Origin of the sequence: Haemophilus parainfluenzae (genome assembly GCF_003252795.1) — a bacterium.
In the GTDB taxonomy this organism is placed as follows: domain Bacteria; phylum Pseudomonadota; class Gammaproteobacteria; order Enterobacterales; family Pasteurellaceae; genus Haemophilus_D; species Haemophilus_D parainfluenzae_K.
Map to the genome: position 1 here is coordinate 292,811 of NZ_QEPQ01000002.1, position 12,994 is coordinate 305,804.

The 12,994-nt window shown below is 38.7% G+C and carries 12 protein-coding genes, 3 tRNA genes and 1 pseudogene; 12 read left to right on the plus strand and 4 right to left on the minus strand.

The features are described 5' to 3' along the window. Window positions 1–58: 58 nt before the first annotated feature. The 5 genes and pseudogenes from thrC to DPV81_RS03975 all read left to right on the plus strand — a co-directional run bounded on the left by thrC (window position 59) and on the right by DPV81_RS03975 (window position 6,061). Window positions 59–1,333: a threonine synthase gene (gene thrC / locus DPV81_RS03955; RefSeq protein WP_111386866.1), complete on the plus strand. Its 1,275-nt coding sequence runs from the start codon at window positions 59–61 to the stop codon at window positions 1,331–1,333. 142 nt (window positions 1,334–1,475) lie between these two features. Next, complete coding sequence (locus tag DPV81_RS03960) at window positions 1,476–2,186, plus strand: 4'-phosphopantetheinyl transferase family protein (protein ID WP_111387036.1); 711 nt, start codon at window positions 1,476–1,478, stop codon at window positions 2,184–2,186. A gap of 129 nt (window positions 2,187–2,315) precedes the next feature. After that, window positions 2,316–3,557, plus strand: a complete 1,242-nt coding sequence (hflK, locus tag DPV81_RS03965) for an FtsH protease activity modulator HflK (RefSeq protein ID WP_165818957.1) — start codon at window positions 2,316–2,318, stop codon at window positions 3,555–3,557. Further along, entirely contained in the window at window positions 3,557–4,444 is an 888-nt protein-coding gene (hflC, locus tag DPV81_RS03970) for a protease modulator HflC (RefSeq protein ID WP_111386869.1), read from the plus strand. The genes hflK and hflC overlap by 1 nt, the downstream gene beginning before the upstream one ends. 229 nt (window positions 4,445–4,673) lie before the next feature. Further along, window positions 4,674–6,061 (plus strand): annotated as a pseudogene (locus DPV81_RS03975) (cytochrome-c peroxidase). A 158-nt stretch (window positions 6,062–6,219) separates the two neighbouring features. Here the strand turns inward: DPV81_RS03975 and DPV81_RS03980 are convergent. The 3 genes from DPV81_RS03980 to DPV81_RS03990 all read right to left on the minus strand — a co-directional run bounded on the left by DPV81_RS03980 (window position 6,220) and on the right by DPV81_RS03990 (window position 6,491). Then, window positions 6,220–6,306: transfer RNA gene (locus tag DPV81_RS03980), tRNA-Leu, on the minus strand. A gap of 28 nt (window positions 6,307–6,334) precedes the next feature. Beyond that, a tRNA-Cys gene (locus DPV81_RS03985) sits at window positions 6,335–6,408 on the minus strand. Window positions 6,409–6,415: 7 nt separating this feature from the next. Further along, window positions 6,416–6,491, minus strand: a tRNA-Gly gene (locus DPV81_RS03990). Window positions 6,492–6,746: 255 nt separating this feature from the next. Here DPV81_RS03990 and DPV81_RS04000 point away from each other — a divergent pair. Further along, entirely contained in the window at window positions 6,747–7,856 is a 1,110-nt protein-coding gene (locus DPV81_RS04000) for a methionine biosynthesis PLP-dependent protein (RefSeq protein WP_111386872.1), read from the plus strand. Between the two features lie 117 nt (window positions 7,857–7,973). Beyond that, the gene (gene trxA, locus DPV81_RS04005) at window positions 7,974–8,297 is read left to right on the plus strand and encodes a thioredoxin (RefSeq protein ID WP_005696559.1); all 324 of its coding nucleotides are present in this window, start codon (window positions 7,974–7,976) and stop codon (window positions 8,295–8,297) included. A gap of 53 nt (window positions 8,298–8,350) precedes the next feature. Here the strand turns inward: trxA and DPV81_RS04010 are convergent, their stop codons facing one another. Continuing rightward, window positions 8,351–9,160 carry a DNA ligase gene (locus tag DPV81_RS04010; RefSeq protein WP_049373937.1) on the minus strand — a complete coding sequence of 270 codons (810 nt, stop codon included), beginning with the start codon at window positions 9,158–9,160 and terminating at the stop codon, window positions 8,351–8,353. Window positions 9,161–9,360: 200 nt separating this feature from the next. Here DPV81_RS04010 and lpcA point away from each other — a divergent pair, with 200 nt between their 5' ends. The 5 genes from lpcA to artM all read left to right on the plus strand — a co-directional run bounded on the left by lpcA (window position 9,361) and on the right by artM (window position 12,921). Continuing rightward, entirely contained in the window at window positions 9,361–9,939 is a 579-nt protein-coding gene (gene lpcA, locus DPV81_RS04015; RefSeq protein WP_049373936.1) for a D-sedoheptulose 7-phosphate isomerase, read from the plus strand. Window positions 9,940–10,094: 155 nt separating this feature from the next. Beyond that, window positions 10,095–10,832: an arginine ABC transporter ATP-binding protein ArtP gene (artP, locus tag DPV81_RS04020; protein ID WP_049370083.1), complete on the plus strand. Its 738-nt coding sequence runs from the start codon at window positions 10,095–10,097 to the stop codon at window positions 10,830–10,832. 11 nt (window positions 10,833–10,843) lie between these two features. Continuing rightward, window positions 10,844–11,563, plus strand: a complete 720-nt coding sequence (locus tag DPV81_RS04025; protein ID WP_049373935.1) for an arginine ABC transporter substrate-binding protein — start codon at window positions 10,844–10,846, stop codon at window positions 11,561–11,563. A 3-nt stretch (window positions 11,564–11,566) separates the two neighbouring features. Then, window positions 11,567–12,238 carry an arginine ABC transporter permease ArtQ gene (gene artQ / locus DPV81_RS04030; RefSeq protein ID WP_049373934.1) on the plus strand — a complete coding sequence of 224 codons (672 nt, stop codon included), beginning with the start codon at window positions 11,567–11,569 and terminating at the stop codon, window positions 12,236–12,238. Beyond that, entirely contained in the window at window positions 12,238–12,921 is a 684-nt protein-coding gene (gene artM / locus DPV81_RS04035; RefSeq protein ID WP_049373933.1) for an arginine ABC transporter permease ArtM, read from the plus strand. The genes artQ and artM overlap by 1 nt, the downstream gene beginning before the upstream one ends. Window positions 12,922–12,994 lie beyond the last annotated feature (73 nt).

A 12,994-nucleotide genomic window follows, 5' to 3' on the forward strand; every position in this document is an offset into this window, starting at 1 on the left:
CCTCTTTTATAAGAGGGGAATAACATTTTATTAAAACTCTATAATTAACGGATATACAATGAATTTGTACAATATCAAACACCCTGAAGAACAAGTGAATTTTGCGCAAGCAGTACGTCAAGGACTTGGCAAAGATCAAGGTTTGTTCTTTCCCGAAACGATCCCTGCTTTAACCAATATTGACGAGTTATTAGCCTTACCATTGGTGGAACGTAGCCAAAAAATTCTTGGCGCATTAATCGGTGAAGAATTACCGAAAGCCACTTTAGATGCGATGGTGAAAAATGCATTTACTTTTCCTGCACCGTTAGAAAAAGTAGAAGACAATATTTATGCCCTTGAATTATTCCACGGTCCAACTTTAGCATTTAAAGACTTTGGTGGTCGTTTTATGGCGCAGGCGCTCGCTGCTGTGCGTGGTGATGGCAAAATTACTATTTTAACGGCAACATCCGGTGATACCGGTGCGGCAGTTGCCCACGCATTTTATGGGCTAGAAAACATCAATGTGGTGATTTTATACCCGAAAGGCAAAATCAGCCCATTACAAGAGAAACTATTCTGTACTTTAGGTGGTAATATTCGCACTGTGGCGATTAATGGTGATTTCGATGCATGCCAAGCGTTAGTCAAACAAGCCTTTGATGATGCAGAACTGCGTCAAGCGATTGGTTTAAACTCAGCAAATTCCATCAACATTAGTCGTTTATTAGCGCAAGTTTGTTATTACTTTGAAGCGGTAGCGCAATTACCAAAAGAAAAACGTGATAATGTCGTGGTTTCTGTACCAAGTGGCAACTTCGGTAACTTAACCGCAGGGTTAATCGCAAAAACATTAGGTTTACCAATTAAACGCTTTATTGCAGCAACCAATGCGAACGATACCGTACCGCGTTATTTAGAATCAGGTAACTGGGCACCTAAAGCGACCGTAGCGACGCTTTCTAATGCGATGGATGTGAGTCGCCCGAACAACTGGCCTCGTGTCGAAGAGTTATTTAAACGTAATGGCTGGAATTTAAGTGATTTAGGTTCAGGTATGTTGAGTGATGGCGAAACAGAAGAAACCTTAAAAGCGATGTATGCAAAAGGTTATTTATGTGAACCACACGGTGCAATCGCCTATCAAGTATTGAAAGATCAACTTAAAGCGGATGAAACCGGTATTTTCTTATGTACGGCACATCCTGCAAAATTTAAAGAGTCTGTGGAGCGTATTCTTTCGCTTGATCTTCCATTGCCAGAAGCGTTAGATAAACACAATAAATTGCCATTACTTTCTGATGAAATGGATGACGACTTTGCACAATTACGTGCATATTTGTTGAAATAATCAAAAAGTGCGGTTGATTTTAACCGTACTTTTATTTTGATTCAAAAGGGCGTGATAAGCGCCCTTTCTTTTTGGGTTCCATTGGCGTGCGGTGGATTTCCTTTTATAATGCAAGAAAACTTGCGTGTTTATTCATTATTTTATGACAACTTTTATTGCTTACGCCAATATTCAACAACCTTTTCCTTTCGATGAAATCCCTAGGGAACTAGTCCCTGAGAATTTGCATATGGAACTGCAGGGAAATTCTCGGATAACGCAACGTCATCAATGTCGTCGATTGGCGCATTTTTTACTTTGGCAGTTGTTAAAAACAGCGGGAAAATCAACCGCACTTTTAGGACAAATTTATCGTACACAAAGTGGCAGACCACAATTTCCCGTCGAGAATATCGATTTTAATATTAGTCATTCAGGTGATTGGGTTGCCGTATTGCTGCATATTAATAACTCAGAAAAAAGTGCGGTCGGTATTGATCTTGAATTTCCTAAAAAACGAAATTTTTCTGCACTCATGGCTCATTTTGCGCTACAAACAGAGCAAGAATGGTTTGCTAAACAACTTGATAAGGAGCAGGCTTTTTATCGCTGTTGGTGTTTGCGTGAAGCAGTGTTGAAATCACAAGGCGTAGGAATAGTGAAGTTATCAAGTGTGACGCATTTGCCAGAACAACTGCAGATCTTTTCAGATTATTGTCCGAAAGGTGCGTTGATCTTTACGGATGAATTGCCTTTTTACTTTGCGGCATTTATAAATCAGTCAAAAATTCAACCGCACTTTTATCAATGGGATGGAAAAAGTTTAGTAGAAAAAAATATACAAAAATCCTTGATTTACCAAGTAAATGAATAAAAGAAAATCCTTGAAAATATTCAAGGATTTTTTATTTTATAATAATTTGCATTGCCACTTGTATTTTCATAGACTAACCCCATTTATTTCGTTAAACTCATTAAAAATTTTAGACAAATGGAGAACGTAATGTCGCAAAACGGTCCAGATCAAGATCCTTGGGGTAAACCGGGACAGAGCAGTGGTCCAAAACAGTCAGATAATTCATCAGATAAGCAAAATGAAAATGGCTGGGGCGCTCGAGACAATAAAAATCAGGAACAATCACCTCCAGATATTGAAGAAGTATTTAATAATCTGTTGAAAAAATTAGGTGGTGGCAATAAGAAGAGCGGATCAAATAATACTTCGCCGAATATACCTGCATTTAATTTAGGTAAGATTTTACCGATCGCTGCAGTAATCGGAGGGATTATTTGGGGTGCAAGCGGTTTTTATACTATTAAAGAAGCAGAACGTGGCGTAACGTTACGTTTTGGCGAGTTTCATTCTATCGTTCAACCAGGTTTAAACTGGAAACCAACCTTTATTGATAAAGTGATTCCAGTGAATGTAGAACAAGTTCGTGAGCTTAAAACGCAAGGTGCGATGTTAACCAAAGATGAAAACATGGTTAAAGTGGAAATGACTGTGCAATATCGCGTGCAAAATCCTGAAAAATACCTGTTTAGCGTAAGCAATGCGGACAATAGTCTTGGACAAGCGACTGACAGTGCACTTCGTTATGTGATTGGTCATATGACTATGAATGATGTGCTGACAACCGGTCGTGCCGTGGTACGTGAAGATACATGGAAAGCCTTGAACGATATTATCAAACCTTATGATATGGGACTTGAAGTGATTGACGTGAACTTCCAATCTGCACGTCCACCAGAAGAAGTGAAAGATGCTTTCGATGATGCGATTAAAGCACAGGAAGACGAACAACGTTACATTCGTGAAGCGGAAGCTTATGCTCGCGAGAAAGAGCCAATCGCTCGTGGTGATGCACAGCGTATCGTTGAAGAAGCAACGGCTTATAAAGATCGTGTTGTGCTAGATGCGCAAGGGGAAGTGGAACGTTTACAACGTCTGCTACCTGAATTTAAAGCGGCCCCTGATTTGTTAAAAGAGCGTCTTTATATTCAAACCATGGAAAAAGTCATGGCAAATACACCTAAAGTGATGCTAGATAGCAATAATGGTAACAATTTAACTGTATTGCCATTGGAGCAATTAATGGGTAAAAAGACGGTTAAGCCAGTGGCCACTACTTCTGAAAGTGCGGTCAGTTCTGCGCCTGTTTCAACACAGGAACGTCGTGTAGAAACACAAGCGGTTCAACCAGTTCAATCAAATGAAGGCATTCGCCAAGGGAGATTTAACTAATGCGTAAATTTTTACTTCCGATTATTGTGGTGATTGCTGCGGTGTTATATTCCAGCGTCGTGGTTGTAACTGAGGGCACTCGTGGCATCATGTTGCGTTTTAACAAAGTACAACGTGATGCAGAAAATAAAGTGGTCGTCTATGAACCAGGTTTGCATTTTAAATTGCCTTTAATTGATAGCATTAAAGTGCTTGATGCGCGTATTCGTACCCTTGATGGCTCAGCTACTCGTTTTGTGACAGTCGAGAAAAAAGACTTGTTGGTGGATTCCTATGTGAAATGGAGAATCAGCGATTTCGGTCGTTTCTATACTGCAACGGGTGGTGGTGATTATAACCAAGCTTCAAGCTTATTAAGCCGTAAAGTGAATGACCGTCTGCGTTCAGAAATTGGTACTCGTACAATTAAAGATATCGTTTCAGGTACGCGTGGTGAATTAATGGCGGGGGCGAAAAAAGCGCTAAATTCAGGGCAGGATAGTACCTCTGAATTAGGGATTGAAGTCGTTGATGTTCGCGTAAAACAAATCAATTTACCGGATGAAGTCTCTTCTTCCATTTACCAACGTATGCGTGCAGAACGTGATGCGGTTGCTCGTGAACATCGTTCGCAAGGTAAAGAAAAAGCGGCGTTCATTCAAGCGGATGTGGATCGTAAAGTCACCTTGATCTTAGCGAATGCAAATAAAACAGCACAAGAATTACGAGGTAATGGTGATGCGGCAGCGGCAAAACTATATTCTCAAGCTTTTGCCCAAGAACCACAGTTTTATAGCTTTATTCGTAGCTTAAAAGCCTATGAAAGCAGCTTTGAAGGTTCAGATAATATGATGATTTTGAAACCTGATAGTGATTTCTTCCGCTTTATGCAAGCGCCAAAGAAATAAACAAGAGATAATAAAAGCAAAGTGCGGTTAGAAATAACCGCATTTTTTATTGCTTAATTTTAGGGGAATTCTCACTTATAAGATAAAAAGGCCTTTAATGCAATCAATCGAATCCATAGCCAAAGTTAATTAAATCCATACAAAATATAAGCCAATTTTTTGGCATAATCACCTTACTTTAAGCTTTACGTTTCTTTTTATGTTTATTGATCGTTTGGAGGATTATTAGATGAAAAAACTGATTATTGGCGGAGCCGCCATTGCTATCTTAGGTTATTTGGGCGTTGTGGGGTATCTACACCAATTTGATAAAGAGAATGCGACCCAACTTTTAATGGAAAATCGCTATACAGGCGAACAAGAAAAAGTGGCAAAAGCGTTGTTTGATAACAGCTGCCAATATTGCCATAGTCCAAGCACTCCTCTTCCATTTTATTCAAAATTCCCGATTGTGGGTGATGAAATGCAATCGGATATTCAAAGTGGGCTTCGTGCTTCCGCCTAGATCGTTTACTTGAAGGCTTAAAAGATCCGAGCAAATTATCTCAAGCAGATTTAGCAAAACTACAGCGTGTGCTTGAAAATAATGAAATGCCAATTGCTAAATTCAGACATCTCCACTGGGGAAGTAAACCAGATGAGCAAGAAAAAGTAGCATTGCTTAACTGGATTCGTGAAGCTCGTAAAATGTCTTTACCAAAAGAAACTCCCAATGTTGATGCAGATCGTTTAGTGCAACCTATTCCAGACAGTATTGCGACTGATGAAGCAAAAGTCGCGTTAGGCCATGATCTTTTCTTTGATGGTCGTTTATCTGGCGATGGTTCTATTCAATGTCACACTTGTCACCAATTAGATAAAGGTGGTGTGGATAGACTTGATACTTCAACAGGGATTGAAGGTAAAAAAGGTCCAATTAACGCACCAACCGTATTCAATGCTGCATTTAACTTTGTGCAATTCTGGGATGGCCGTGCAGCAGATTTAGCGGATCAGGCGAAAGGTCCTCCAACAAATCCAGTAGAAATGGGCTCGCACTCGTGGGATGCCATCGTGGCACGTTTTGAAATGGATGAAGAATTTAAAAAAGAATTCTTAAAAGAATATCCACAAGTGACGAAAGAAACCTTAACTCACGCAATTGGTGAATATGAAAAAACATTAATTACGCCAAATAGTGATTTTGACCGTTATCTGAAAGGGGATAAAACAGCTTTAACCGAGCAACAAGTTCACGGTTATGAGTTATTCAAACAGCATAAATGTGATACTTGTCATACTGGTCTAGCAATGGGCGGACAATCTTATGAGTACATGGGACTCTACGGCGATTACTTTAAAGATCGTGGTACGCCATTAACTGATGCCGATGAAGGTCGCTTTGCTCAAACTAAAGATCCGTTTGATATGCATCGTTTCAAAGTGCCAACCTTGCGCAATGTCGCGCTTACTGCACCATATTTCCATGATGCCTCAGCAAAAGAATTAAAAGATGCTGTGAGTGCAATGTTGAAATACCAAAGTAACGTGAAACAGCCTGCTCAAAAAGATGTGGAGGACATAACCTCTTTCTTAGAAAGTTTAACAGGTGAATTTAAAGGTGAAAAATTAAAATAATCCTTTAAACAATAAATAGAGACGACCGCAAGTGTGGTCGTTTTTTGTGGTTTTTAGTTAGATACCAAGTCATAAATGACTTAGTCAAAAAACAGAAAAGCTAAATTTTAGGTATAAAAAAAGCCGCTTACGCGACAATCTTCTTTTTATATTTAAAATGGTGCCCGAAGCCAGACTTGAACTGGCACGCCTCGAAAGGCGAGGGATTTTAAATCCCTTGTGTCTACCGATTCCACCACTCGGGCATTGAGTGATTAACTAACTGCGTGGTTATGGAGGCGTGTCCCGGAGTCGAACCGAGCTACATGGATTTGCAATCCAGTGCATAACCGCTTTGCTAACACGCCGTTAGTTTGGAGCGGGAAACGAGGCTCGAACTCGCGACCCCGACCTTGGCAAGGTCGTGCTCTACCAACTGAGCTATTCCCGCATACGCTGTTAGTGCGGTGAATTTTACGGAAATTTTAAATTCTGTCAATCGAAGATCTGAAAAAAAAATTCAAATGTTGAAAAAATCTTCGTTTCGGTTGAAATTACAGCAAAATTTGACACAAGAATATAATTTTAGCTTAGTTTTCAATTTCTACTTTTATCGTGATTGGGTTTGTGACAAAATTGAGGCGTTTTGTTCGCCATTAAATCAAGAAAAGCGCGGTCAAATTTTTGCATGTTTTAGAGGTAAATTATGACACAACAATATTCTATCGATACATTATTAGCTCAAGCGGGAAATCGCAGTGATGAGCGCACTGGTGCAGTTTCTACGCCAATTTATCTTTCAACAGCTTATGGCCACCATGGGATTGGTGAAAGTACCGGGTTTGATTATACGCGTACGAAAAACCCAACGCGTAGTGTTTTGGAAGATACCGTAGCAAAATTAGAAAATGGTGATCGTGGTTTTGCCTTTTCCTCCGGCATGGCGGCAATTCAAGTGCTGATGAATTTATTTAAAGGCCCAGATGAATGGATTGTGTCAAGTGATGTATATGGTGGAACCTATCGCTTATTGGATTTTGCCTATAAAAATAACAACAGCGTAAAACCTGTTTATGTGAATACTGCTTCTTTAGCTGAAATTGAAGCTGCGATTACAGCAAATACAAAAGCGATTTTTATTGAAACTCCATCTAATCCATTAATGGAAGAATGTGATGTGGCAGAAATTTCAAAATTAGCGAAAAAACACAACTTGTTAATGATTGTAGACAATACTTTCTTAACTCCTGTGCTATCTCGTCCATTAGATTTAGGCGCAGATATTGTAATCCACAGTGGCACAAAATATATTGCAGGTCACAATGATAGTTTAGTTGGCTTGATTATTGCAAAAGGACAAGCGCTTTGTGATCGTATCGCCTATATTCAAAATGGTGCAGGTGCCGTACTTTCACCGTTTGATTCTTGGTTAACCGTGCGTGGAATGAAAACCCTTTCATTACGTATGAAACGCCATCAAGATAATGCGAAGGCGATTGCAGAATTTTTACGCGAACAGCCACAAATTGATAGCGTGTTATATCCAAACAAAGGCGGAATGCTATCTTTCCGTTTGAAAGATGAAAATTGGGTCAATACGTTCTTAAAATCAATCAAGTTGATTACCTTTGCGGAAAGCTTAGGCGGTACAGAAAGTTTTATTACCTATCCTGCAACCCAAACTCATATGGATATTCCTGAAGCAGAACGTGTCGCCCGTGGTATTACAAACACATTGTTGCGTTTTTCTGTTGGTTTAGAAGATGTGGAAGACATCAAGGCCGATTTATTACAGGCATTTGCACAACTTAAATAATTAGTTTTTATCAATCGGACTAATCTGTGCAATTCAATATGCCTTGTGCTATTATGCACAACATCAATTAACGTTAGGTGTTGATTCGTCAACGTCTTATTAGATAAGGAAACAAAAATGAGCGAAGTATTACATATTAATGATGCAGATTTTGAAACTACTGTTGTGCAATCTGATATTCCAGTATTAGTGGATTTCTGGGCGCCATGGTGTGGCCCTTGCAAAATGATTGCGCCAATTTTAGATGAAATCGCACCTGAATTCGCAGGTAAAGCAAAAATCGTTAAAATCAACGTAGATGACAACCAGTTAGTTGCAGGTCAATTTGGTGTACGTAGTATCCCAACTTTACTACTTTTCAAAAATGGCCAACTTGTTGCCACACAAGTGGGTGCATTACCAAAAAATCAATTAGCGGCGTTTATTAATCAACACCTATAATTGAGTTATTAAACATAAAGAGCGGTCAAAAATAGTGATGTTTTTGACCGCTCTTATTTTTTCTCTCGCCAATAAGTGGCAAAACGAGGTTTTCCAGAATTAGTTAATCCACGATATTTGTAGGTAATCGTGCTACCAATAGGCGGTGGATTTTCGCGCTCACTCAGATTAAATCCTGAACCGATTTTAAATTTTCCCCGATGATTTTCACAGGTGAGCGATCCGAGTATATTCTCAAATTGGCCTTTCCCTTTGTGATGTGCTATCACGGTACATTCTTCATCATAAGTGCTTTTTAACTTTAAAATTTGTGTACTGCGTTTTCTTTCGTAAGGCGCATGAGGATTACGTAATACAATCCCTTCACCTTTTTTCCTTTCAATTTCATGCAAATACTCGAATAAATGTGTTTTATCTCGTATCGGAATTTGCGGAATAATCTTGATATAAGGCGTAGGGTGATCTTTCAAATAATCTTCTAAGATTTTGAGACGTTCAAAGAGATTGCCTGATGCATTAGGCACATCAAAAACATAAAGTGTTAATTTTGCCCAATTATCACCTTTAAAGGATTTCGTGATAGAAGCAATTTCTTCAAATTGATTACGTTCACTAAAGAGTTCACCATCAATGGCAAAAGGCGGAAATTGAGCAATAAAATAGGTCGGCGCAGGCAAGGGCAGTCCTTGACGACTTAATAATGTTTTGCCATCCCAATAACCTCGTACCCCATCTAATTTTTCAGACATCACCCAACCTTGAATATCTTGGTTTTCATAAGTGCCTAATAGCATTAAATCACGCTCATTTGCCCAGGTTATTTGACTGAATAGAAGGCAAAGTAATAAATAAACTACTCGCATAATCTCTCCTTTTTTAATTTATTGAGTTTAAAAAGTGCGGTCATTTTTTACAGCGTTTTTAATTGAATCTGTGATTAGTATCGCAAAATAATGAGAACTAAGCAGGAAAATAGAGAGGTAAGAAAGATCGCTAGATTATTTAAAATGAACGCTATACAATGCCAACGCTATCTCGAATTTTAATTTTTAAGGAGAATAAAATGTATTTTGATCAAATTAAAGCTGAGCTTGTGGAAGCACAAGACGTATTAAATAAGTTTGTTTCAGATGATAACAACATCAAACTCATTGAGAAAGCGGCTAAATTGTTAGCGGAAAGCTTTAAAAATGGCGGTAAAGTATTATCTTGCGGTAATGGTGGTTCTCACTGTGACGCCATGCATTTTGCTGAAGAACTCACAGGTCGTTATCGTGAAAATCGTCCAGGTTATCCTGCAATTGCGATTTCTGATGTAAGTCATTTAAGCTGTGTAAGTAATGACTTTGGTTATGAATATGTATTCTCTCGCTTTGTTGAAGCCGTCGGTAAAGAAGGCGATGTTTTATTCGGATTATCAACATCAGGCAATTCTAAAAATATCTTAAATGCGATTGAAGCGGCTAAAGCAAAAGGCATGAAAGTGATTGCGATGACAGGTAAAGATGGCGGTAAAATGGCGGGCTTAGCGGATGTTGAAATTCGTGTGCCACACTTTGGTTATGCAGATCGTATTCAAGAAATCCATATCAAAGTGATTCATATTCTAATGATGCTAGTTGAATTTGAGATGGCAAAATAGGCCTAATTCGCGATAAGTGCGGTTTAAAATTCAATGAGTTAAAGATCCCAAAAAGTTTTTTGGGATTTTTTTATAAAAACACTTGCATAATTAGTCATTAAAAAGTAATATTTATTCATTCTTAAAAATCAAGAGAGGATGGCAGTAAACTTAGTATGGCGATTAGTGTTAAAAATTTGAATTTCTTTTATGGTTCATCACAGGCATTGTTTGATATCAATCTTGATGCACAAGAAGGCGATACCGTGGTGTTACTTGGACCAAGTGGAGCAGGAAAAAGTACGTTAATCCGTACATTAAATTTATTAGAAGTGCCGACCTCTGGCGAATTGCATATTGCGAATAATCATTTTGATTTGTCTCAAGCGAATAATAATCCGAAAGCCATTCGTCAACTTCGTCAAGATGTCGGCATGGTATTTCAACAATACAATCTTTGGCCGCATTTAACGGTGATTGAAAACTTGATTGAAGCGCCCCAAAAAGTATTAGGCATTAGCGAAGAAGAAGCGAAAAAAGATGCATTAGAACTTTTAAAACGTTTACGTTTGGAAGAGCATGCCGATCGTTTTCCTCTTCACTTATCAGGCGGTCAGCAACAACGTGTTGCTATTGCTCGAGCATTAATGATGAAACCACAAGTGTTGTTGTTTGATGAACCAACGGCAGCACTGGATCCTGAAATTACGGCTCAAGTTGTTGATATTATTAAAGAACTTCAACAAACAGGCATTACTCAGGTGATTGTGACCCACGAAGTGAACGTGGCACAAAAAGTGGCGACCAAGGTCGTCTATATGGAACAAGGTAAGATTATTGAAATGGGCAGTGCAGATTGCTTTGATAATCCAAAAACCGAACAATTTAAACAATATCTTTCACACTCAGAATAAGGAAACACAACATGAAAAAATTACTTTTAAGCGTAATGTTAATGGGCTCAGCTTTTGCTGCAAATGCACAAGAAATCACTTTCGCGATGGAGCCGAGCTACCCGCCATTTGAAACAACAAATGAAAAAGGTGAAATTATCGGTTTTGATGTGGATGTAGCGAATGCAATTTGTAAAGAAATCCAAGCGACTTGTCATTTCAAAAGCCAATCTTTTGATGCATTAATTCCAAGCTTGAAAGCAAAACGTTTTGATGCAGCGATTTCTGCAATGGATATTACTGAAGCGCGTGCAAAACAAGTTTCATTTTCTAATGCGTATTATGACAGCACAGCAAGTTATGTCGCTTTAAAAGGCAAAGCAGATTTAGCTTCAGCAAAAACAATTGGTGTTCAAAACGGAACAACATTCCAACAATATACCGCAGCAGAAACCAAGCAATATAATGCAAAATCTTATGCAAGCTTACAAGATGCGATCTTAGACTTAAAAAATGGTCGTATTGATATCATCTTCGGTGATACAGCCGTATTGTCTGATATGATTTCTAAAGAGCCTGAAATTCAATTTGTTGGCGAGAAAGTGACTAACAAAAAATATTTCGGTAATGGTTTAGGTATTGCGGTGAATAAATCAAGCAAAGAATTGCTAGAAAGCTTAAATAAAGGTTTAGAAACCGTGAAAGCAAATGGTGAATACCAAAAAATCTATGACAAATGGATGACAAAATAATCTATGTTTTATGATTATCTTACATTAATTGGACATGCAGCCCTAATGACCTTAGGGCTTGCTATTTGCTCGTTAATTGTCGGTTTATTGCTCAGTATTATTTTTACGGCTTTAGAAGCGAATAAATATGTCTTTATTGCGAAACCAGCTTCTGTTGTGATCGCTTTATTGCGTGGTTTACCGGAAATCTTGGTGGTTCTACTGATTTATTTTGGTTCAACCCAAGTTGTGGAAATGCTGACGGGTGAGTATATCGAATTCAGCGCCTTTGGTTGTGGTGTATTTGCATTGTCTTTGATTTTTGCCTCTTATGCTTCACAAACCTTACGTGGTGCGATCCAAGCTATTCCAAAAGGACAGTGGGAATCAGGTGCAGCATTAGGATTAAGTCGACCTTATACCTTCATCCATTTGATTATGCCGCAAGTATGGCGACACGCTTTACCGGGCTTAAGCAATCAATGGTTAGTATTATTAAAAGATACAGCGTTGGTGTCGTTAATTGGTGTCGATGATTTAATGCGTCAGGCTGGGTATATCAATACTAACACCCATGAGCCTTTCACTTGGTATGGTATTGCTGCGTTAATTTATTTGGTGATTACGTTGATCAGCCAAGTAGGTATTCGCAAATTAGAATTACGTTTCACTCGATTTGAACGGGGAGTCGAATAATGTTTCAAGAGTATTTAGCAGTCATTGCTCAAGGTATTCCGACTAGCCTGTTACTTACGGTTGTCGCATTGTTTATTGCCTTTTTCCTCGCATTGGGCTTAACCTTTTTGCTTTCTATTGGCAATAAATTAGTCAAAAGTGCGGTCAATTTATTCCTTGTTTTATTTACAGGCACCCCACTTTTAGTGCAATTTTTCTTAATTTATGCAGGTCCAGGACAATTCCAATGGTTGGTGGATAGCCCATTATGGGGATTATTCTCCAACGCATGGTTCTGTGCAGCATTAGCTTTAGCATTGAATAGTGCGGCTTATTCAACCCAGTTATTCCATGGCGCAGTAAAAGCGATCTCTAAAGGCCAATGGGAAAGCTGTGCGGCACTAGGGTTAAGTCGTCTGCAGACTTTAAAAATCTTAATTCCTTATGCGTTAAAACGTGCGCTCCCGTCTTATACTAATGAAATTATCTTGGTATTTAAAGGTACAGCGTTGGCTTCTACCATTACGATTATGGATATCATGGGATATGCACGCCAACTTTACGGTACTGAATATGATGCGCTCACTATCTACGGTATTGCTGGTGGTATTTATCTCATCATTACCGGTATTGCTACTTTATTACTCCGTCAGTTAGAAAATAAAGTGTTAGCATTTGAACGTATTGATACCGCCAAGGCATAAAGTGCGGTCAAAAATAGAAACAAATCGGGCAGTTTTAAAATTGCCCGATTTTTTATTATAAATTCGAAGTGAA